Here is a 20,309-nt window from a genome sequence, read left to right as displayed (position 1 = left end):
GCCGGAGGACGCCCGCGAACCCACCGCGGAGGCGGAAACCGTCGCGGGAGGCGGGCGCAGCGCCGGGACTCTACGCCTGCACGAGCTCCAGCGTCTGGCGGGCGATCTCGAGCTCTTCGTTCGTGGGCACGACGAGCACGGCCGTCTTCGAGGCGTCCGTCGAGATGCGCCGCGCGACGCTCCCCCGGGCGTGATTGCGCTCGGCGTCGAGCTCGACGCCGAATGCCTCGAGCCCGGAGAGCGCGAGCTCGCGCACGTCGGGCGAGTTCTCGCCGACACCCGCGGTGAAGACGATCGCGTCGACCCGACCGAGTTGCGCAGCGTACGCGCCCACATAGGAGCGCACGCGGTGCGCGTACACGTCGAGGGCGAGCGTCGCCGCCTCGTCGCCCGAGTCACGCGCCGCCACGAGGTCGCGCATGTCGGCATGCCCGCTGAGCCCGAGGATTCCGCTCTGCGAGTTCAGCAGGCGATCGAGACCGTCGGCGTCGAGTCCGGCTCGGCGCTCGAGGTGCAGCAGCACCGCAGGGTCGATGTCGCCCGAGCGCGTGCCCATGACGAGCCCCTCGAGCGGAGTCATGCCCATGCTCGTCTCGACCGAACGACCTTCGGCGATCGCGCAAGCGGATGCACCGTTGCCGAGGTGCAGCACGATCATGCGCAGCTCTTCCACCGGGCGGCCCAGGAACTCGGCCGCCGCCCGCGAGACGAATCGGTGCGAGGTGCCGTGGAATCCGTAGCGACGGATGCGGTGCTTCGCCGCGAGCTCCCGGTCGATCGCGTAGGTGTACGCGGCAGGCGGCATCGTCTGGTGGAACGCCGTGTCGAACACCGCGACGTGCGGCACGTCGGGGAACGCACGCTGCGCCGCCTCGATGCCCTCGAGATTCGCCGGGTTGTGCAGTGGCGCAAGGGCCGACAGCTCGTCGATGTTGATCTTCACGAGATCGGTGATCACCGTCGGCGCGAAGAAGCGTGCACCGCCCTGCACGACCCGGTGCCCCACTGCGATCGGGGCGTTCGACTCGAGCGACGGCCCGTGCGTCGCGAACGCCTCGAGCATCACGGCGAAGGCGGCCTCGTGATCGGGCACTTCGGCGGCGGTGTTCCACGATTCGCTCGCTGAGCCCGTCGAAGCGGATGCCTCGGCGGGCCCGCCCCCTTCGACAGGCTCAGAGGACTCGACGGGCTCAGGGGACTCGAGGCGCTCAGGGCGCGTGTGCCGGGCGTGGCCGACACCACGGCCGATGCGCTCGACGAGCCCGCTCGCGAGGGTCTGCGACGTCTCGACGTCGATGAGCTGGTACTTCAGCGACGAAGAACCCGAGTTGACGACGAGCACGATGCTCACGAGGCATCCGCCGCCTGGATCGCCGTGATCGCCACGGTGTTGACGATGTCCTGCACGAGCGCACCGCGCGAGAGGTCGTTGATCGGCTTGCGGAGCCCCTGCAGCACGGGCCCGATCGCCACGGCGCCCGACGAGCGCTGCACCGCCTTGTACGTATTGTTGCCCGTGTTGAGGTCGGGGAAGATGAAGACCGTCGCCCGGCCCGCGACATCCGACTCGGGCAGCTTCGTACGCGCGACCGCTGCGTCGGCGGCCGCGTCGTACTGGATCGGACCCTCGACTGCGAGCTGCGGCGCGCGCTCGCGCACGAGCTCGGTCGCCCGTCGCACCTTGTCGACGTCGGCGCCCGAGCCCGACTCGCCGGTCGAATACGAGAGCATCGCGATGCGCGGCTCGATGCCGAACTGCGCCGCGGTCTCGGCCGAGGAGATCGCGATGTCGGCGAGCTGCTCGGCGGTAGGGTCGGGCACGATCGCGCAGTCGCCGTAGACGAGCACCCGATCGGCGAGCGCCATGAGGAACAAGCTCGAGACGACCTCGACGCCCGGCTTCGTCTTGATCACCTCGAACGACGGCCGGATCGTGTGCGCCGTCGTGTGGGCGGCGCCCGACACCATGCCGTCGGCGAGGCCGAGCTCGACCATCATCGTGCCGAAGTACGAGACGTCTTGCACGGTCTCGCGCGCCTGCTCGAGCGTCACGCCCTTGTGCGCCCGGCGCCGCTGGTACTCCTCCGCGAAGCGGGCGACGTGCACGAAGTCGTGGTTCGAGAGCACCTCGGCCTTCGAGATGTCGAGGCCCAGGCTGATCGCGCGCGAACGCACCTCGATCTCTTCGCCGAGGATCGTGAGCTCGGCAACGTCGCGTGCCAACAGGGTCGCTGCCGCGCGCAGCACCCGATCGTCGTAGCCCTCTGGCAGCACGATGCGCTTGCGCGTCTGCCTGGCCCGCTCGAGCAGGTCGTACTCGAACATGAGCGGCGTGACGACCTCGGGCCGGGCGACGTCGAGCAGGTCGAGCAGCGCCTGACCGTCGACGTGCTTCTCGAAGAGGGCGAGCGCAGTGTCGCGCTTGCGCTGGGAATCGGCGGCGAGCCGCCCGCGGGTGTGCGTGATCGCAAGTGCCGTGTCGTAGCTCGAGAGCTCGGTACGGATGATCGGCAGCCCGGCCTTCAGCCCGTCGACGAGCCGGTCGACCTGCTCGGCGATCGGGAACCCGCCGTTCAGCACGATGCCCGACAACGACGGGAAGGTCGCGCTCGCGTGCGCCGTGAGCACTCCGAGCAGCACTTCGCTGCGGTCGCCCGGCACCACGACGACCGCGCCCTCGGTGAGGCGGGTCAGCACGTTCTCCATCGACATGGCCCCGATGATGACGCCGAGCGCCTCGCGGTTCAGCAGTTCGGGGTCTCCGGCGTGCAAGGTGCCGTCGACCGCGGTCATGATCGCGAGCATCGAGGGTGCGACGAGGTAGGGGTCTTCGGGAATGGCCCAGACGGCGACGGCGCCGCCCTGAGCCTTCCGATGGGATGCCACGGGGCTGACGGCACCGCCGCTCGCGGCCACCCCGTTCGGTCCGGCCGCGGCGGTCACGGCCTCGACGATCTCTTGCAGCCGCTCGGGGTCGGCACGGTTGGCGACGATGCCGAGCAAGGTCGCGTGTTCGCGCTCGAGCTCTTCGACGGCGAGTTCGGTCAGCTGGGCGAGCTCTTGCGGACTGCGGGCGTCGGAGTAGCCGAGCCGCTCGGTGCGGCTGCGCCCCTGGCCCTGCCCGACCCGACCGCCGAGCACGAGCAGCACGGGCGCACCGAGGTTCGCCGCGATGCGCGCGTTGTAGGCGAGTTCGGTGGGGCTGCCGACATCCGTGAAGTCCGAGCCGATGATGACGACGGCGTCGCAGCGGTCTTCAACGGCCTTGAAGCGGGAGACGATCGTCGCGAGCGCCCCTTCAGGGTCGGCGTGCACGTCGTCATAGCGCACCCCCACGGCGTCGTCATAGGGAATCGGCACGACGCCCTCGTGAGCGAGCAGCAGCTCGAGCACGTAATCGCGTTCCGCGGTCGATCGCGCGATCGGCCGGAAGACGCCGACACGGGTCGCCCGCCGGGTCAGGGTGTCGAGTGCGCCGAGCGCAACGGTGGACTTGCCCGTGTTGCCTTCAGCCGAGCAGATGTAGATGCGGTGCGCCACCACTCCAGCCTACGTGGCCCCCGCGGGACTCTGCGGGTTGAGGTCGTCGAGCGTCTGCGGGTTGAGCTCGTCGAGCGCCTGCGGGTTGAGGTCGTCGAGCGTCTGCGGGTTGATCTTGTCGAGTGTCTGCGGGTTGAGCTTGTCGAAACCCGTCAACGCACAGAAGGGTTTCGACAAGCTCAACCCGCACAACAGGGTTTCGACAAGCTCAACCCGCACAACAGGGTTTCGACGAGCTCAACCCGCAGAACACGGTTTCGACAAACTCAACCCGCACAAACACGGTTTCGACAAGCTCGACCGACAGGGCCGGGCAGAAAGCGAACGACATTCGCTTATGCTGATCGGGCACATCGCCGTGCCGTGCCGACTCCCAATCGGCGCGTACTCCCCACCCAGGAGCATCCGTGAACCCCATCGCCCTCATCGGAGCGGGCCCGTCCGGCCTCGCCGGCGCCCGAGCGCTCGCCATCGCCGGCATCCCCTTCGACGGTTTCGAGGCCGGTCCCGATGTCGGGGGCCTCTGGAACATCGACAATCCGCGCAGCACCATGTACGAGTCGGCGCACCTGATCTCGAGCCGCACGACGACCGAGTTCGCCGAATTCCCGATGGCCTCGACCGCCGACTACCCGAGCCACCGTGCACTGCTCGAGTACTTCCGCGCCTACGCCGACACCTACGGGCTGCGAGAGCGATTCCGATTCGAGACGAGGGTGACGGATGTCTCGCCGGTGCCCGACAGCGGGCCCCTTCGACAGGCTCAGGGAGCAGAGCCGCGGTGGCGCGTCACTGCCGTCACGGCTGACGGCGAGACGATCACGGGCGACTACTCGGGCGTCATCCTCGCGAACGGCACCCTCGCCGAACCCAACGTGCCGGCCTTCGCGGGCGAGTTCGCGGGCGAGATCATGCACACGAGTTCCTACAAGTCGGCGAAGGTCTTCGAGGGCAAGCGCGTGCTCGTCATCGGCGCCGGCAACTCCGGGTGCGACATCGCGGTCGATGCGGTGCACCACGCGGCATCCGTCGACCTCAGTGTGCGCCGCGGGTACTACTTCGTGCCCCGGTACCTCTTCGGCCGGCCGTCGGACACCCTGAACCAGGGCCGGCCGCTGCCGGCCCGCATCAAGCAGTTCATCGACGCCCGCGTGCTGAAGGCGTTCACGGGCGACCCCGTGCGGTTCGGATTCCCGAAGCCCGACTACAAGATCTACGAGTCGCACCCGATCGTCAACACGATGGTGCTGAACCACCTCGGGCAGGGCGACCTGCGAGTGGTGCCCGACATCGACCGGTTCGACGGGCACACTGTTCGCTTCGCGGACGGCACCTCGGGCGAGTACGACCTCATCATGCTCGCCACCGGCTACACGCTCGACTACCCCTTCGTCGATCGAGCTCACCTCAATTGGACGACCGCCTCGCCCTCGCTCTTCCTCAACATCTTCCCGCCGTCGTTCAACGGCCTCTTCGTGCTCGGCATGATCGAGGCGTCGGGCATCGGCTGGCAGGGCCGCTACGAGCAGGCCGAACTCATCGCCGCCTACCTCGCAGCAGCCGCCGATGCGCCCGACGACGCTGCGCGGTTCCGCGCACGAGCGGATGCCCCGTGGCCCGACCTCACCGGCGGCTACCGCTACCTCGGTCTCGACCGCATGTCGTATTACGTCAACAAAGACGCCTACCGGCGCACCGTGCAACGCATGCTCGGCTCCCTGCCCCCGGCGTTCGCCCGCGGCATCATCTCGCGAGGGCTCGCGTCGACCCGACCGAGCGGTTCGACGAGCTCACCGAACACCGACGAAGGTGGCCGCGCATGAACATCGACGAGGTCGTCCTCAACTTCGCCCCGGGCTCGCTCATCGCCCTGAACGTGGTGCTCGGACTCATCATGTTCGGCATCGCGCTCGACACTGCACCATCCGACTTCAAGGCCGTCGCGAAAGCGCCGAAGGCGATGCTCATCGCGCTCGCGGCGCAGATCATCCTGCTGCCCGCGGTCACGTTCGGGCTCACGCTGCTGCTGAACGTGCAAGGGTCGATCGCGCTCGGCATGATCCTCGTGGCGTGCTGCCCACCCGGCAATATCTCGCAAGTGCTCACCTACCGCTCGGGCGGCAACGTTGCGCTTTCGGTGTCGATGACCGCGGTGTCGAACGTCGTCTACATCTTCCTGCTGCCGGTGAGCCTGTCGTTCTGGGGCGGACTGCACCCGACCGCGGGCGAACTCGTGCGGGCCGTGAGCCTCGACGGATGGCAGATGCTCGTCGAGATCTTCCTCATCATCGGACTGCCCTTTTTCGTCGGGCTCCTGATCAGGGCCCGCTGGCCGAAGTTCGCGGCGAAGGTGCAGCCGTACGCTCGCTGGGTGAGCCTCCTCGGGCTCGTGGGATTCATCGCGGCCGCACTCATCGGCAACTGGGCGATCTTCATGGCGTTCATCGGCGTCGTGCTGCTCGCCGTGTTCCTGCACGATGCCGTGGCACTGGGTCTCGGCTACGCGAGCGCCCGCATCGGCGGCCTCGGAGTGCGCGATCGCAAGGCGATCACGTTCGAAGTCGGCATCCGCAACGCGGGCCTCGGACTCGGCCTCGTCTTCGCGTTCTTCGGCGGGCTCGGCGGCATGGCGATCGTCGCCGGCTGGTGGGGCATCTGGGACATCATCGCCGGCCTCACGGTCGCGACACTCTGGGGCAGGCATTCGAAGCGAGCGGATGCCGCGGCAGCATCTCGCTCGTCGGTCGACGCGCAGGCCGAATCCGACGGCGCCGGGGCGACCACGGCGGAGCCCAGCGCATGAGGCGCGTGCTGGTCACCGGCGGCGCCGGGTTCCTCGGATCCAACGCGGTGCGGGCGCTCGCGGAGCATCCGGAGGTCGAATTCATCGTCGCAGGCGACGTGCGCACACCGGCGTCGGTGCCCGACGGGGTGATCGTCGAGCGGTGCGACGTGACGGATGCCGCGAACGTGGCCGTGGTCGTCGGTCGCCACCGCATCGACACGATCGTGCACCTCGCGGCGATCGTGAACCCCGGCCACCAGAGCGAAGAGCTCGAGCACCGTGTCGACGTGGAAGGCACACGCAACGTGCTCGACGCCGCCGTCGCATTCGGGGTGACGCGAATCGTCGTGTCGTCGTCGGGCGCCGCGTACGGGTATCACGCCGACAACCCCGAGTGGCTCGTCGAGACCGACGTGATCCGCGGCAACGAGGAGTTCAGCTACTCGCGACACAAGCGTCTCGTTGAAGAGATGCTCGCCGGGTATCGCGTCGCGCATCCCGCGCTCGGGCAGGTCGTGCTGCGCATCGGAACGATCCTTGGGCCGACCGTGGCGAACCAGATCACCGCACTCTGGGAGGGACCCCGCATCCTCGCGATCCGCGGCTCGGAGAGCCCGTTCGTCTTCATCTGGGTCGACGATGTCGTCGGCGCGATCGTGCACGGCGCCACCGGCGACGTGACCGGCGCGTTCAACGTGGCCGGCGACGGCCGCGTCACCGTCTCGGAGATCGCGCGTGCCATCGGCAAACGCACGCTGACGCTGCCCCCGTCCGTGCTCACGTTCGCGCTGCGCATCGGACATGCCCTGAAGCTCACGGTGCACGGGCCCGAGCGCGTCGGGTTCCTGCAGCACCGCCCCGTGCTCGACAACTCGCGCCTGAAGTCGGAGCTCGGCTACACGCCGACGAAGACGAGTCGGGAGGCGTTCGACGCCTATCTCGCCGCACGCGGGGCGCGTGCCGCGACCGAGTAGGCGCGGCGGTTGCCCAGTCGATGCGGGGTGCGACGCCGTATCGAGGCCCGCCGTCATCCAGACGGTGCAACCGGTCGACGCACCGCTCATCGATGCGCACAACTCCGGATGCGTCGCTCGACACGCCGCCCGTTGCAGCCACTCTGTCCGCATGGCGCGTCGAATCTCCGGAGTTCTGCACACGCGGATGCCTCGGCAGGCACGTGCCGCCGAGGCATCCGCTCGCTGAACACGCCGCGGTCAGAGGCGCCACTCGCGCTCGGGTAGACTATCTCCGGCTCCTCACGTGGCGCCATCCAGGCCAACTCCCCCAGGGCGGAAACGCAGCAAGGGTAACCAGGCTCTGGCGGGTGCGTGAGGAGTCCCCGGGAGGATTCGCCTAGTGGCCTATGGCGCACGCTTGGAAAGCGTGTTGGGTGCAAGCCCTCGGGGGTTCGAATCCCCCATCCTCCGCAGACAGGAATAACCCTCACCTCGACTTTCACGGTCAAGGTGGGGGTTTTCTTGTCAGCGCGCGGGATCCGGTGCGGAACACCTCGACAGCCCACTCGCGGGAAGATCATTCGGCGTTGCACGGCTCAGAATGAAGAGTCTTCCCGCGCCCTGCGCCCGCATGCAGGCGCGTTGTGCCCACCGAAGATGCCGTCGAGCGCGCCACAGACGGGGCGACTCCGAGGGCGTCGCCTTCGACCTCGCACCGCTGAACATCAGCGCCAGAGCGTCAGCTTCTCCGGGTTCATCATGATCCAGACGTTGGAGACGAGAAGAGCGCCGGACGCGTGAGGATGGCCGGAAGGGGGAGCAGGAAATGCGGCGACCCCGAGGGTCACGACGCCCGCAACCACTCCGCCGTAGCCGAAGGTGAGTGTGATGCCGTCGGCCGTGACGCGCTGCTGCACCTCGGCCTCGGGTTGCTTCTCGAGGATGCCGAGGAGGAAGCGGGCCACGTTGAGCGCACCGAGCACAGGTCTGCGCGCCGCCGAAACGAATCCCCCGCCGTCGGAACGCAGCTCGACTGCGGGGTCGAGTACCGCCGTGAGCGCCGCGAGATCGCCGCCCGCGCATGCCGCCACGAAAGCGCGCACCACCTCGTCATGCAAAGCGGTCGATACCTGACCTGCCCGACACTCACGCACGTGCCGCCGGGCCGCCGTCGCTAGCTGCCGGCACGCGTCCACCGACCGGCCGGCGATTACGGCGATTTCGGCGAACGGCACCGCGAACACGTCATGGAGCACGAACGCCACCCGTTCGGCCGGGCTCAGCGACTCGAGGACGACGAGCAGGGCGATGCTCACCGATTCGTCGAGCGCAACCCTCTCGAGCGGGTCGGCGGCGGATGCGACGAGCGCGCCGAACTGGCCACCGGCGACCCCCGCGGGTACTGGCTCGGGCAACCACTCGCCGATGTACTGCTCGCGGCGCGCGCGGGCGCTGCCGAGCTGATCGAGGCAGATGCGGCTCGCCACCCGGGTGAGCCAGGCCGCGGGCGTCTGGATCAGCGCCCGTTCGGAGCTGCTCAACCCGTGCCAGCGCAGGTACGTCTCCTGCACCGCGTCTTCGGCGTCGGCGACCGTGCCGAGGATGCGGAAGGCGATGCCAGTGAGCCGCGACCGTTCGCGCTGGAACTCGTCGGTGATGGTGAGTGTCACGCGTCTATTCTGTCGCCACCTCACATCCGCACCGGCTGTTTCGTCAATCTTGTATGACCTTGATTGCACGCCGCACCATCCTCGCCGTTTCCGCTGCAGTTGGGGTGTTCGTGGGGGTGTGGGCTGCGCTCTGGCCCGCCTCGTTCTACGACTCCTTCCCTGGATTCGGCCGCATCTGGATCGCGATCGACGGCCCCTTCAACGAACACCTGATCCGCGATGTCGGCACGCTCTACCTCGCCCTGGCCGGCGCGAGCGTGGCGGCGATCTTCTCCCGCACGCCCGACGCCAGCCGAGTCGTGGGCATCGCCTGGACTGTATTCGGCATCCCGCACCTGGCGTATCACCTCGCGCATCTCGAGTCGCTCGCACCGCTCGACGTGGCCGCCAATGTGGTGTCGCTCGGCGGCAGCCTCGCGCTCGGCATTGTGCTTCTGCTGCCGGGGCCACGGCAAACGCGAGGTACCGGCCGGGCCCCCTCGGCTTCACTCGAGCCCACCCCCGCCGGAAGGAACACCACCTCATGAGAATCGCCATCGCTGGAGCTACGGGAGCGGTCGGCCGACATGTCGTCGACATCGTCCGCGAGCACGGCCACGTGCCCGTCCTTCTCAGCCGCTCCGCCGGCGTCGACCTACTGGACCCGGCCGCCGTGGCCGGCGCCCTCGCAGGTGCCGACAGTGTGATCGACGTGGCGAGCATCTCGACAACCTCAGGCACCGCTTCCGAGCAGTTCTTCCGCGCCACCACGACGAACCTGCTTTCCGCCGGTGCCGCAGCCGGCATCGGGCACCATGTTGCCCTCTCGATCGTGAATGTCGACCGGGCACCCTCGGGCTACTACGCCGGCAAGGTGGTGCAGGAGCGCCTCGTCGAGAGCGGCCCGCTGCCTTGGAGCATCCTCCGCGCCACCCAATTCCACGAGTTCGCCGCGCAGATGCTTGAGCGCGCGACGCTCGGCCCCGTACACGCCATCCCGATGATGCGCACGCAGCCTGTGGCCGCCCGCGAGGTGGCCGTGCGTCTGGTCGAACTCGCCGAGACGGACGCGCGGGGCCGCGCCACCGACCTCGCTGGCCCCCGCAAAGAGCGACTCCTCGAGCTCGCCCGCGCGTATGCAGCGGCCATGGGGATTCGGGGACCGATCGTGTCGGTTCCCCTCCGCGGCGGCATGGGAGCGGCGATGCGCAGCGGGGCGCTGCTCCCCGGACCGGGAGCGCAGCTTGGCATGCTCACCTTCGCCGAGTGGTTGGGCACCATCGCATCGCCCACTCCAGGTCCTGCCGGTACTCGAGGCCGGGGCGGCTCCACTCGATGACATCCATGCCCGCCGTGTCGCGGCAGCATGGCCCACCTCATCCGTCTCCTCAGCACCGACCGGGTATTCGACTACACCCGGACGGACTTCACCGAGGAACAGAACTCCGAGGTGGCGCCCACCGCCCGCGAAGCTGGCTCTTCCCGGGTCGAAGTCTCAGGTACACAGCGCCATCGAAAGTCGTCCTTGTCCTCATTAATGCGGAATAGCGCAGATCGGCGCGGTCCCCCATGATGTGAGAGATGTCAGCAGCGGCGATGGAAACGAGGAGTGGGGACGCAGGGGGCTCCTCCATCGGAGCGGCGACAGTAGGGGGCGACGGCCTCAGGGTTCAAACCCTGAGGCCCCGTCGCACGCTCGTGTGGAGCATCGGTCTCCCCGTTGCGGCTCTCGCCGTTCCATTGCTCGCCGCCGAACTCTGGCTCATGGATACCCGCGAAGCGTGGCCGATCGTCGGCGCCACCGCCGCGGTCGTCGTGCTGCTGATCCTCGGCGCCTGGATCGGCTACCGGCGCGCTCGTGCCTCGATCAGCAAGTACGGCATCGTCGAACGCGGCTTCTTCGGTGGTGTCTCGACGGTCGCCTCACGCGACGTGGCCGGTGTGCTGCGCGTACAGCTCTACCGCGCGAACAGCCTCGACACGACACAGGAGCTCTTCGTCGTCGAACGCACCGGACGTGGCGCATTCCGCATGCGCGGCCGTTTCTGGGACGAACCCGCCATGGACCAGGTGGCGGAAGTGCTCGGCGTGGAGGAGACCGTCGGCAGCGAGCCGATGACGCTCTCAGAGTTGCGCGAGGCCAACCCGCGCTTGCTCTACTGGTTCGAGCGGCGTTTGCTCAGTCGCTGACGGCAGCGCCTGTGCCACCGGTCGCACCAGGGCCGTCGGTCGCACCGGGGCCGTCGGTCACGCCGAGGCCGTCGGTCGCACCGGTTGCGATGCCGAGCAGCGGCGAACTCGGGCGGCTCGAGGGCAGCTCGTGAAACCCGAGTCGGCCGTAGAACGCCCGCGCACCGGTGTTCGAGGCGGCGACGCCGAGGTGCACGGCGGGCACACCGCGCGCCGCGAGCGCCGCCCGGAGCATGTCGATGAGGCGTCGGCCGAAACCCTGGCCCTGCACTTCGGGCAACAGGTCGATGTGGAGGTGCGCGGGATACTCGTCGAGCTCGTCGATGAGCATGCGCTCGGGCGTCGTACCGGCTTCGACGAGTTGCGCCTCGGTGAACCGTGGGTTGCGGCCCGTTGGCGCACCGGGCGACGGATGCCGCGCAGCGAAGCCTGGGGCCCACTCACGTTTCCACCACTCCACGAACACCGCAGTGTCGGGCACGCCGATGACGTAGCCGAGCACGCGCTCACCACGCTGCCCTGAGCCCGTCGAAGTGTCGGCCACGACGAACGCGAACTCGGGCGCGAACTCGACGTACGGCAGGGCGAACACCTCGGGCATGAGCGTGTCGTCGGAGTAGTCCCCCGTCGCGTCGCCGCCGCCGGCTGCGGTGAGCAGGCAGATACGGGCGACCTGGTCGCGGTCGTCGGGGTGGTACGGACGGATCACAGGCACCCGACCATCCTCCCCCAGATCGCGCCGGCGAGGAGCGAGACCCGCGTGGAGGGTTCGAGACGACGCTGGCGTGCCGTCTCAACCGACGAAACGGGCTCAGCGGCGCTTGGCCATGCCGAAGATGCCCGTGATCACCGTGGTCAGCACGTTCTGCGTGGCCCTCGAGCCCAGCACCTGCTCGAGCGCGGACCGCTCCTTCGATTGCGACGAGCGCGACCCCGACCTCGACCTCGACCGCGAGCTCCCCGAGGTCTGCTTCATGAGCCGGTCGTACTCGGCCTGTGCCTTCTTGTCTGCCTTCGCGGCATCCGCAGCGATCTTCGCCTGCATCTTCTCGTACTCCGCATCGGCCCTGGTCTTCGCGGCGGCGGCCTCTTCGGCATCGACCTTCGCCGCGGCATCCGCGAGCTTCTTCGTGAGAATCTCGTGCGCCGACTCGCGATCGATGCCGGTGCCGTACTTCGCGAGCAGCGGCGATGCGGCCACGGCGGCGTCGATCGAAGCATCCGGCGACGGCGACATCGAGGCCTGTGGTGCCCGCAGTCGCGTCCACGCGACGGGCGACGGCGCGCCCTTCTCGTTCATGACCGTGATGATCGCCTCGCCCGTGCCGAGCTGGGTGAGCGCCTCCTCGAGGTCGTAGCCCGACTTCGGATACGTCGAGACGGTCGCCCGCAGCGCCTTCGCATCGTCGGGCGTGAACGCGCGCAACTGGTGCTGCACGCGAGAGCCGAGCTGGGCGAGCACGTCGGCGGGTACGTCTTTCGGGGTCTGCGTGACGAAGAAGACGCCGACGCCTTTCGAGCGGATGAGACGCACGGTCTGCGTGATCTGGGCGAGGAAGTCCTTCGACGCGTCCGTGAAGAGCAGGTGCGCCTCGTCGAAGAAGAACACGAGCTTCGGCTGGTCGAGGTCGCCGACCTCTGGCAGGTCGGTGAAGAGATCGGCGAGCAGCCACATGAGGAAGGTCGAGTAGAGCGCCGGCTTGTCGGCGACACCCGGAACCTCGAGCAGGCTGATGATGCCGCGCCCATCGGATGCCACGCGCAGGAACTCGGCCGTGTCGATCTCGGGTTCGCCGAAGAACACGTCGGCGCCTTGATCGGCGAACGTGATGAGCTCGCGGAGGATCACCCCGACGGTCGCCTTCGACAGCCCGCCGAGGCCCTCGAGTTCGGGTTTACCCTCGTCGCTGACGAGGTAGGCGAGCACCGCCCGCAGATCTTCGAGGTCGAGCAGTGCGAGGTTGCTCTTGTTCGCGTAGTGGAAGACGAGTCCGAGGCTCGACTCCTGCGTCTCGTTCAGGCCGAGCGCCTTCGAGAGCAGCAGCGGCCCGAAGCCCGAGATCGTCGCCCGGATCGGCACGCCTCGGCCGACACCACCGAGCGAGTAGAACTCGGTCGGGAAGCTCGCGGCGGTCCATTGCTGCCCGATACCGGCGGTGCGCTTCAGCAGCTTCTCATTGCCGTCGCCCGGCGTCGCGACGCCCGAGAGGTCACCCTTGATGTCGGCCGCGAACACGGCGACGCCATTGGACGAGAGCTGTTCGGCGAGCACCTGCAGGGTGCGGGTCTTGCCCGTGCCCGTCGCACCGGCGACGAGCCCGTGTCGGTTCGTCATCGCGAGCGGGATGCGCACCGGCACGTCGGGCAGCGCCTCGCCGTTGACGAGCGCACCCATCTCGAGCGCGGCGCCCTCGAAGGTGTATCCCACGCGGATCGCGTCGATCTGCGACTGGTCGAGGGGGCCCGCGGATGCCGCGGCGGTGTTCCCGCTCCCCGCGCCTGCCGAAGAGGCGGGCGCGAGAGTCGCGGGTGCACTCGTCGCTTCGACAGTCTCAGCGAGCGATGGTGCCGCAGCCGCGGCATCCGTCGCCGCGGCCGCAGCGGCCGCCGTCGCGAGCGCTGCGGCCTCCTCGGCCTTCTTGATCGCTTCGGCCGCCTGCGCCTGCAGGGCCTTCGCTGCTTCCGCCGCCGCGACGGCAGCCTCCTGAGCTTGCTTCACCGCGTCATCGGCCATGCGGCGATCTTATCGAGGGGTCGGCCTGACGACCCCTCTGCACCGCAACGACACTTCGCATGGAACGTGACCCGGCGAAGTGCCGTCACGGGGATCGGCGACGACAGCGTGTTCACGCAGAAGGCGTCACGACGGGAGGCGTCACGACGGGAACGGCAGGGCGCGTCCCGTCTCGATCCACGATTTGACGCTCGAGAGCAGGAGCGGCCATGTGTCGGAGGCCTCCGCCTCGGACGGGTGGCCGTCACTCCACTCGTCGTTCGTGAAGGTGACCTTGGTGAGGTCCTCCCCGGCCGGCTCGAGTCGCCAGGTCATGCGGCTGCGGAGCTCGGCGTGGTTCTCACGGTAGGTGGGTCCGGGGTGCTCCGAGAGCTGCAGCACGCGGCCAGGCTCGGCCGCGAGCACTTCGCCGTAGACGTGAACGGTCTCGTCGCCGTCCTGACCGGGCCCGACGTACTCGTATCGGGCGCCCGGCGTGAGTTCGCCGCGAAGCACCGACCCCCACATGACGGCCCGGCTGCCCTCTTCGCCCGTGATCGCGTCCCAGACGCGCTGCGGGTCGGCGGCGATATAGGTGGTCATCTCGAAGTCGGGCATGCGAGTCTCCTCATGTTGATCAGCAGTGGGTACGAGATCGACGGTACGGATGCCCCGGTGCCTGCGTCTTGCACAAACGCGACCCATCGCTCCCCAGCGGCACAGCCGTCGCGCCGCTTCCCGGCGCGCCGGAACCGGCCGCCGTGGGCCCAGGTTCAGGCGGCCGCGTCGGTGGCGCTGGCCATACTGGGGGCATGCCCCGCACCGACGACTACTGGCGCTCACGCGCCGGAGCTGCCACGAAGGGCGTGCTCGCGCCGCGCGGCGGCGAGCCGGGCATCGCGCCGCTCGCGGGCGATACCGCCGAGCAGGCACGGTCAACCGAGGCGCCGGTGCGCCTCACGCGGTACCCGGTGAGCCCCGAGCTCGCCGGGCTCGTACGCCACATCTGGATCCCGCGCTGGCGACTTCCATCGGGCGTCGTCGTCGAGCAGGGCGTGCTCGAATACCCGTCGGCGAACCTCGTGATCGAACGCGACACCGCCGCACTGTACGGCCCAGAACTCGGCCGCGGCCATCAACGCCTCGAAGGCGAGGGGTGGGCGTTCGGCGTGCTGCTGCAGCCTGGCGTCGCGCATCGGCTCGTGCCTGACCCCGTGCGTTCCCTCGTCGGCTCATCGGTGGCGCTCGAAGAACTGCGCATGACGGATGTCTCGGGGCTCGTGACATCCGTTCGCCGCGCGGTCGCCGCAGATGACGACAGCGGCGCGATCGCGGCGTTCGAGCGGTGGCTGCCGAGCCAGCGCATCGAGGTCGATGCCGACGCGGCGCTCGTGCGTCGGGTCGTCGAGCTCGCCGAAACCGATCGGGCGATCCTGCGCGCAGATGACCTCGCCCGCGCCGCGGGGCTGAGCCTGCGCGCGCTCGAGCGGCTCGCACGCGACCGGGTCGGCCTGACGCCGAAATGGCTCATCGGCCGATACCGCATGCAAGAGGCGGCGCAGCTGCTCGCGGCATCCGATTCGCCTGCGCTCGCCGAACTCGCCGCGACGCTCGGGTTCGCCGACCAGGCGCACTTCACCCGGCAGTTCCGCGCGGTGATCGGCGAGACCCCGCGTCGCTACGCGCTCGCGGCACGATCGGCCGCCACGGGCTGACCGGGCGACCGGGTCTCCCGTTCTCGGCGACCTCGCCAGAGTGCCCGGCCTCGCCATAGTGTGGAGGTGTGAGCCCGAAGGCGAGTGCGGCCGAGATGCTCGAGATCGGCGACCGAGAGGTGCGCATCTCGAGCCCTGACAAGCTCGTCTTCCCCGCGGTCGGTCTGACCAAGCTCGACCTCGTGCGGTACTACCTCGCCGTGGCCGATGGCGCGCTGCGCGGTGCCGGAGGCCGGCCGATGGTGCTGAAGCGCTTCGTCAAGGGCATCGACCAGGAGGCCTTCTTCCAGAAGCGCGCCCCCGAGAACCGGCCGGAGTGGATCGAGACGGCGACACTGCACTATGCTTCCGGCAATTCGGCCGAAGAGGTCGTGGTTCGGGATGCCGCGGCGCTCGCGTGGGTCGTGAACCTCGGCTGCATCGACCTCAACCCGCATCCAGTGCGCGCCGAAGACCTCGACCACCCCGACGAACTGCGAGTGGACCTCGACCCGATGCCGGGCGTCGATTGGGCGCAGATCGTCGACGTGGCGATGATCTCGCGCGAGGTGCTCGCCGACCACGGCCTCGTCGGCTGGCCGAAGACGTCGGGCTCGCGCGGCATCCACATCTCGGTGCGCATCGAACCACTGTGGAGCTATCACGACGTGCGGCTTGCTGCAGAGACGATCGCCCGCGAGGTCGAACTGCGGGCGCCCGGTCTCGCGAGCGCGAGATGGTGGAAGGAGGAGCGCGGCGAGAGCGTGTTCGTCGACTTCAACCAGAACGCGAAGGATCGCACCGTGGCATCCGCTTACTCGGTGCGCGCCCTGCCCGATGCTCGCGTTTCGACCCCGCTCGACTGGGACGAAGTGCGAGGCAGTCATCCCGAACGGTTCACCGTGCCGACCGTGCTCGAGCGATTCGCCGAGCGCGGCGACGTCGCGGCCGGCATCGACGAGGCCGCCGGAAGCCTCGACGCGCTGCTCCGGCGAGCAGAGGAGCTCGGTCCGGCCGAAAAGCCTCCCGCGCGCGGAGACGGCTCGGGCCGTCGCGCATCGACCATGCCGCTCATCGAGATCGCACGCACGAAGACCAAGCCCGAGGCGCTCGACGCCCTCGAGCGGTGGAAGGCGAAGCACGCCGACGCCGCGGCGCTGCTCGAACCCGCCGACGTGCTCGTCGACGGCATGCGTGGAAGCTCGTCGCTCTGGTACCGCATCCGGGTGAACCTGCAACACGTGCCCGAGGCGTCGCGACCGGCGCAAGAGGCACTCGAAGCGGACTACGACCCGTGGGCGGGCCGCGGCGACGATCGACCGCAGTCGTGAGCGATCTTGGCCCCGTCGATCCCGGACGCGGAGCGGATGTCGCGTGGCTGCGCCGATGGCGACTGCGCCCCGACGGCGACGCACGCACCACCGCGTCGAGCACGCTCATGCCTGTACGCACGGAGGACGGCGCATCCGCGATGTTGAAGGTCGCGCACATCGACGAAGAGGTGCGAGGCGGCGAGCTGCTCGAGCGGTTGAAGGGCGAGGGCGTCGCGCGCGTGTTGCGGCGGCTCGGGCCCGCGGTGCTGCTGGAGCGAGCGACGGGCCCCCGGGATCTCGTGCGAATGGTCGAGCTCGGGCACGACGACGATGCCACGCGTGTGCTCTGCGAGGCGGCCGATCGCATTCACCACGCGCCCGTCGAGCCGCTCCTCGCCGCCCCAACCCTGCTCGTAGACCTGCCGACCTGGTTCGGCGAGCTCTTCGCCCGCGCCGACGACCTCGGCCCGCTGCATCGTCGAGGTGCCGAATTCGCCGCGGCGCTGCTCGCCGATCCGGTTGACAAGGCGGTGCTGCACGGTGATATGCACCACGGCAACGTGCTCGACTTCGGCGACCGAGGTTGGCTCGCGATCGACCCGAAGAGCCTCGTCGGTGAGACCGCGTTCGACTACTGCAACCTGCTCTGCAATCCGTCGTACGAACGCGCGCTCGTGCCCGGGCGGCTCGAACGGCAGTTCGGCGTGGCCATCGCAGCCACCGCGCTCGATCCGGCCCGATTCGCACGCTGGCTCGTCGCGTGGTGCTCGCTCTCATCGACATGGTTCGCGATCGACGACGACCCGATGCACGCCGACTCGGCGGCGGCGATCGGTGAGCGCGCGCTCACGCTCGTCTGACCACCCTCGCATCGCCCGCTCAACTCCATCGAGAGTGCGCGCCACGTCGTTCTCAGGCGGATGAAGCAACCCGACGCGCACTCTCGATGCCCCGTGACTGTGCCCCGCCACGCCTCATGCCCAGCCGCGGGTGACCAGCGCGTGACGAAGGAGCCCGAAGACCTCGCCTCGACGTGTGTCCTTGTTCACCCGGATGACGATCCATCCGTTCGCGGCGAGCTCGTTCAGCCGATCGACGTCCTTCGCCCATTGGGCCGCATCCGCTCGGTGGTGCTGGCCGTCGTACTCGAGAATCACGCGGTACGCGCGGAACACGAGATCGGCGCGCGTCCTGCGTCCGGACGCAAGATCGATGACGCCGTTCGGCTCGGGTTCGGGGAATCCCGCGTCGATCACATCGAGGCGCAGGAGAGTCTCCCGAGGCGACTCGGATCGCGACCTGAGGCGCTCGCGTGCCCGGCGCAGTGCACGAGCACCGCGCTTGCCCCCGTGCCGCGAGATCGCCGCATCGATCTCGGAATCGCTCGCAAGCGCTCGCGGCAGGCCGATCAGCCGATCGCCCGCGACGATGAGGTCGCGCTCACTGAGGTCGGCGGCGAGCTGGCACCACGCATCCGCTGCGGCGACGACCCGCAAGCCTCGTCGCCGCGCGATCCGCGGTTCAACGTGCGCCCGGTGGCCGACGACGGCACCGGCACGCGTCGGATGTGCGCCATTCCACACCACGGTGTGCAGACGCGGATCGGCCTGCACCCTCCACGGGAGCGGAAGTCCCCAGAGCTCAGCAGCGGTCGCGTGACTGAACGCCTCGGTCGGTCCGAGTCGAAGGGAATACGCCTCGCACAGCGCGAAGCGCCCGTGCATCGTCGACGATGAGCGGATGCCCCGGAACGGAACGACGAGATCCCTCGAGCGGAGACGCGCTGAAGTCACACCCGCTGCACGCGCCGTGGCAAGGGTGAACGGTCCGGAACCGATGCTCGCGGGGAGCGGTGAGGGTGCACGCATGCACCCACCCTCGACGATCCTGCGAGTGGTCGGTGTCGTTCTCGGGCCGCCTGTGGAACCGAATCCGCGTTGTCCACAGGCCCGAGCGGGTCGGTCGTCGCCAGATCGTCATCGAAAGTGCGCTTCCGGTCGCTTCGATGAGATCAGAGCGACACGAAGCGCACTTTCGACGAAGGGGATACGAAGAGGATACGAAGAGGATAGGGAATGGGCGGGGATGGAGCGAGGGATCGAGTGAGGGCGAGGGACGGGAAACGGGCGGACGGGACGGGAAACGGGCGGATGGACGGGAAACGGGCGGATGGGGCGAGGCTCAGGCGAGGCGGTCTTCGAAGCCCCAGGGTTGGCCGTAGCCGCCGTCGGTGATGGGGCGGGCCATGAGGTCGAGGAAGGGTGCGGCGTCGAAGGCTTCGGGTCCGAGCACGCCCCGGCCCGACCACGCACCGGTCGCAAGGAGCTCGAGGGCGATGACGGGGTTCAGGGCGGTCTGCCAGACCACGCACTGGCTGTCGTACTCGGCCATTGTCCATTCGTTGTCGGCGACGTGGTACAGGTACACCTCGCGCGGTCGCCCGTCGATGCCGATGCCCGTGACCCAGAGCCCGGCGCAGGTCTTGCCCGTCATGCGCGGGCCGATCGTTGCGGGGTCGGGCAGGGACGCGGCCACCACGTCGCGCGGGGCGACGTGCACCGGGCCGTCGTCACTGCGTACTCTGACGGGGCTCGTCGAGTCGAGGCCGAGCAGGTGCAGCACCTGCAGCACGTTGATGAACTCGGCACCGAGGCCGTACTTGAAGGTGACGCGTTTCGCGTCGATCCAGCGAGGCATGAGCAGCACCTCTTCGTGCTCGACGTTGACGCACTCGACCGGCCCGATGCCCTCGGGGAAGACGAAGACCTCGGGCTCGGAGAACGGCATTGTCGTGTACCAACCGGTCTTCATCTCGAATATGACGGGCGGGTTCAGGCACTCCTCGATCGTGGTCCAGATCGAGAACGAGGGCGCGAAGATCTCGTTTCCCGCCTCGTCGGTGACCACGAGGTTCGCGCCGTCGCGCACGCCGAGCTCGTCGATCTCGGCGAAGAGGTGATCGGCGGCGTACCGGGCGAATACGTCGCTGAGGCCCGGCTCGACGCCCATGCCCACGAGGGCGAGCCGGCCCGCGGCATCCCAGTCACCCGATTGTGCGAACTGGTCGTCGCCGAGCTTCACACCCGTGATGTCGTACGGGGCGACCGGATGCGGCTCTGACAGGCTCATCGCCATGTCGAGGTAGTCGGCTCCCGCAGCGAGCGCTCCGGCGAAGATCGACGGCACGAACTTCGGCTCGACCGCGTTCATCACGTGCGTCGCATCGAACTCGAGGGCGACGGCAGTAACGACGTAGGGGTCGCTCGCGTCGATCTGGGCGGTGTCGAATCGACTCGCGACCTCGTCGCCGTGCCTGGCGCGGATCCACGCGAGCGTGCGCTCGGCGCGTGTCTCGTCGTAGTCGGCGATCACGAGCAACTCGAAGAAGTCTCGGCGAGCGGCGATCTTGGCGATGGAGTCTCCGACGCCTCCGGCGCCGACGAGGAGGATGCGCATGAGCCGACGCTAT

18 protein-coding genes, 1 tRNA gene and 1 other RNA gene are annotated in these 20,309 nt (G+C 68.9%); 11 read left to right on the top strand and 9 right to left on the bottom strand.

The genetic code is table 11. The features are described 5' to 3' along the window. Positions 1 to 70: 70 nt before the first annotated feature. Genes AC1C2T_RS09035 through AC1C2T_RS09025 form a run of 3 tightly spaced genes read right to left on the bottom strand, consistent with a single transcriptional unit; the run spans position 71 to position 3,696 of the window. A complete protein-coding gene (locus AC1C2T_RS09035; protein WP_495385048.1) occupies positions 71 to 1,351 on the bottom strand; it encodes an acetate/propionate family kinase in 1,281 nt (426 codons plus the stop codon). Further along, positions 1,348 to 3,540, bottom strand: coding sequence for a phosphate acetyltransferase (pta, locus tag AC1C2T_RS09030; RefSeq protein ID WP_495385047.1), 2,193 nt, complete (start codon positions 3,538 to 3,540; stop codon positions 1,348 to 1,350). Before pta ends, AC1C2T_RS09035 begins: the two co-directional genes overlap by 4 nt. Before the next feature lie 9 nt (positions 3,541 to 3,549). Beyond that, complete coding sequence (locus AC1C2T_RS09025) at positions 3,550 to 3,696, bottom strand: hypothetical protein (protein WP_495385046.1); 147 nt, start codon at positions 3,694 to 3,696, stop codon at positions 3,550 to 3,552. 251 nt (positions 3,697 to 3,947) lie between these two features. Here AC1C2T_RS09025 and AC1C2T_RS09020 point away from each other — a divergent pair, with 251 nt between their 5' ends. The 5 genes from AC1C2T_RS09020 (at position 3,948) to AC1C2T_RS09000 (ending at position 7,752) form a co-directional block, all read left to right on the top strand. After that, positions 3,948 to 5,363, top strand: coding sequence for a flavin-containing monooxygenase (locus AC1C2T_RS09020; protein ID WP_495385045.1), 1,416 nt, complete (start codon positions 3,948 to 3,950; stop codon positions 5,361 to 5,363). Beyond that, complete coding sequence (locus tag AC1C2T_RS09015; protein ID WP_495385044.1) at positions 5,360 to 6,343, top strand: bile acid:sodium symporter family protein; 984 nt, start codon at positions 5,360 to 5,362, stop codon at positions 6,341 to 6,343. Before AC1C2T_RS09020 ends, AC1C2T_RS09015 begins: the two co-directional genes overlap by 4 nt. After that, on the top strand, positions 6,340 to 7,299 hold the full coding sequence (locus AC1C2T_RS09010) for an SDR family oxidoreductase (RefSeq protein ID WP_495362227.1): 960 nt from the start codon (positions 6,340 to 6,342) through the stop codon (positions 7,297 to 7,299). The genes AC1C2T_RS09015 and AC1C2T_RS09010 overlap by 4 nt, the downstream gene beginning before the upstream one ends. Before the next feature lie 273 nt (positions 7,300 to 7,572). Next, positions 7,573 to 7,669: signal recognition particle sRNA small type (ffs, locus tag AC1C2T_RS09005), an RNA gene on the top strand. Further along, positions 7,668 to 7,752: transfer RNA gene (locus tag AC1C2T_RS09000), tRNA-Ser, on the top strand. The genes ffs and AC1C2T_RS09000 overlap by 2 nt, the downstream gene beginning before the upstream one ends. A gap of 254 nt (positions 7,753 to 8,006) precedes the next feature. Here the strand turns inward: AC1C2T_RS09000 and sigJ are convergent. After that, positions 8,007 to 8,951: an RNA polymerase sigma factor SigJ gene (gene sigJ / locus AC1C2T_RS08995; RefSeq protein ID WP_495362226.1), complete on the bottom strand. Its 945-nt coding sequence runs from the start codon at positions 8,949 to 8,951 to the stop codon at positions 8,007 to 8,009. A 53-nt stretch (positions 8,952 to 9,004) separates the two neighbouring features. Here sigJ and AC1C2T_RS08990 point away from each other — a divergent pair, with 53 nt between their 5' ends. The 3 genes from AC1C2T_RS08990 to AC1C2T_RS08980 all read left to right on the top strand — a co-directional run bounded on the left by AC1C2T_RS08990 (position 9,005) and on the right by AC1C2T_RS08980 (position 11,120). Beyond that, positions 9,005 to 9,478 (top strand): hypothetical protein, encoded by a 474-nt coding sequence (locus AC1C2T_RS08990; RefSeq protein WP_495362225.1) that lies wholly within the window; start codon positions 9,005 to 9,007, stop codon positions 9,476 to 9,478. Continuing rightward, positions 9,475 to 10,269 carry an SDR family oxidoreductase gene (locus AC1C2T_RS08985; RefSeq protein WP_495385043.1) on the top strand — a complete coding sequence of 265 codons (795 nt, stop codon included), beginning with the start codon at positions 9,475 to 9,477 and terminating at the stop codon, positions 10,267 to 10,269. Before AC1C2T_RS08990 ends, AC1C2T_RS08985 begins: the two co-directional genes overlap by 4 nt. 425 nt (positions 10,270 to 10,694) lie before the next feature. Then, a complete protein-coding gene (locus AC1C2T_RS08980; RefSeq protein ID WP_495362223.1) occupies positions 10,695 to 11,120 on the top strand; it encodes a hypothetical protein in 426 nt (141 codons plus the stop codon). Here AC1C2T_RS08980 and AC1C2T_RS08975 read toward each other — a convergent pair. The 3 genes from AC1C2T_RS08975 to AC1C2T_RS08965 form a co-directional block, all read right to left on the bottom strand. Next, complete coding sequence (locus AC1C2T_RS08975; RefSeq protein WP_495385042.1) at positions 11,110 to 11,835, bottom strand: GNAT family N-acetyltransferase; 726 nt, start codon at positions 11,833 to 11,835, stop codon at positions 11,110 to 11,112. The genes AC1C2T_RS08980 and AC1C2T_RS08975 overlap by 11 nt on opposite strands. Before the next feature lie 96 nt (positions 11,836 to 11,931). Beyond that, on the bottom strand, positions 11,932 to 13,854 hold the full coding sequence (locus AC1C2T_RS08970; RefSeq protein ID WP_495385041.1) for a helicase HerA-like domain-containing protein: 1,923 nt from the start codon (positions 13,852 to 13,854) through the stop codon (positions 11,932 to 11,934). 141 nt (positions 13,855 to 13,995) lie between these two features. Continuing rightward, positions 13,996 to 14,451, bottom strand: a complete 456-nt coding sequence (locus tag AC1C2T_RS08965) for an SRPBCC domain-containing protein (protein WP_495362220.1) — start codon at positions 14,449 to 14,451, stop codon at positions 13,996 to 13,998. A gap of 194 nt (positions 14,452 to 14,645) precedes the next feature. Between AC1C2T_RS08965 and AC1C2T_RS08960 the strand changes: the two genes are divergently transcribed. From AC1C2T_RS08960 to AC1C2T_RS08950, 3 genes are all read left to right on the top strand, one after another. Further along, on the top strand, positions 14,646 to 15,548 hold the full coding sequence (locus tag AC1C2T_RS08960) for a helix-turn-helix domain-containing protein (RefSeq protein WP_495362219.1): 903 nt from the start codon (positions 14,646 to 14,648) through the stop codon (positions 15,546 to 15,548). 68 nt (positions 15,549 to 15,616) lie between these two features. Beyond that, positions 15,617 to 16,858 (top strand): non-homologous end-joining DNA ligase, encoded by a 1,242-nt coding sequence (gene ligD / locus AC1C2T_RS08955; protein WP_495362218.1) that lies wholly within the window; start codon positions 15,617 to 15,619, stop codon positions 16,856 to 16,858. Next, positions 16,855 to 17,700, top strand: a complete 846-nt coding sequence (locus AC1C2T_RS08950) for an aminoglycoside phosphotransferase family protein (protein ID WP_495385040.1) — start codon at positions 16,855 to 16,857, stop codon at positions 17,698 to 17,700. Before ligD ends, AC1C2T_RS08950 begins: the two co-directional genes overlap by 4 nt. Positions 17,701 to 17,814: 114 nt before the next feature. Here AC1C2T_RS08950 and AC1C2T_RS08945 read toward each other — a convergent pair whose 3' ends face one another. Next, positions 17,815 to 18,708, bottom strand: a complete 894-nt coding sequence (locus AC1C2T_RS08945) for a DUF559 domain-containing protein (protein ID WP_495385039.1) — start codon at positions 18,706 to 18,708, stop codon at positions 17,815 to 17,817. A gap of 313 nt (positions 18,709 to 19,021) precedes the next feature. After that, positions 19,022 to 20,296, bottom strand: a complete 1,275-nt coding sequence (locus AC1C2T_RS08940; protein ID WP_495362215.1) for a saccharopine dehydrogenase family protein — start codon at positions 20,294 to 20,296, stop codon at positions 19,022 to 19,024. Positions 20,297 to 20,309 lie beyond the last annotated feature (13 nt).

The sequence above is a fragment of the Agromyces sp. Y558 genome (assembly GCF_059445415.1).
This window is presented reverse-complemented; position numbering and strand designations above follow the sequence as displayed.

Coding starts and splice junctions, on each gene's coding strand:
- AC1C2T_RS09015 (WP_495385044.1), top strand. CDS start 5,360: ATGAACATCGACGAGGTCGTCCTCAACTTCGCCCCGGGCTCGCTCATC.
- AC1C2T_RS08940 (WP_495362215.1), bottom strand. CDS start 20,296: ATGCGCATCCTCCTCGTCGGCGCCGGAGGCGTCGGAGACTCCATCGCC.
- AC1C2T_RS08965 (WP_495362220.1), bottom strand. CDS start 14,451: ATGCCCGACTTCGAGATGACCACCTATATCGCCGCCGACCCGCAGCGC.
- AC1C2T_RS08980 (WP_495362223.1), top strand. CDS start 10,695: ATGGATACCCGCGAAGCGTGGCCGATCGTCGGCGCCACCGCCGCGGTC.
- AC1C2T_RS08985 (WP_495385043.1), top strand. CDS start 9,475: ATGAGAATCGCCATCGCTGGAGCTACGGGAGCGGTCGGCCGACATGTC.
- AC1C2T_RS08970 (WP_495385041.1), bottom strand. CDS start 13,854: ATGGCCGATGACGCGGTGAAGCAAGCTCAGGAGGCTGCCGTCGCGGCG.
- AC1C2T_RS08945 (WP_495385039.1), bottom strand. CDS start 18,708: ATGCGTGCACCCTCACCGCTCCCCGCGAGCATCGGTTCCGGACCGTTC.
- AC1C2T_RS08990 (WP_495362225.1), top strand. CDS start 9,005: ATGACCTTGATTGCACGCCGCACCATCCTCGCCGTTTCCGCTGCAGTT.
- AC1C2T_RS08960 (WP_495362219.1), top strand. CDS start 14,646: ATGCCCCGCACCGACGACTACTGGCGCTCACGCGCCGGAGCTGCCACG.
- AC1C2T_RS09010 (WP_495362227.1), top strand. CDS start 6,340: ATGAGGCGCGTGCTGGTCACCGGCGGCGCCGGGTTCCTCGGATCCAAC.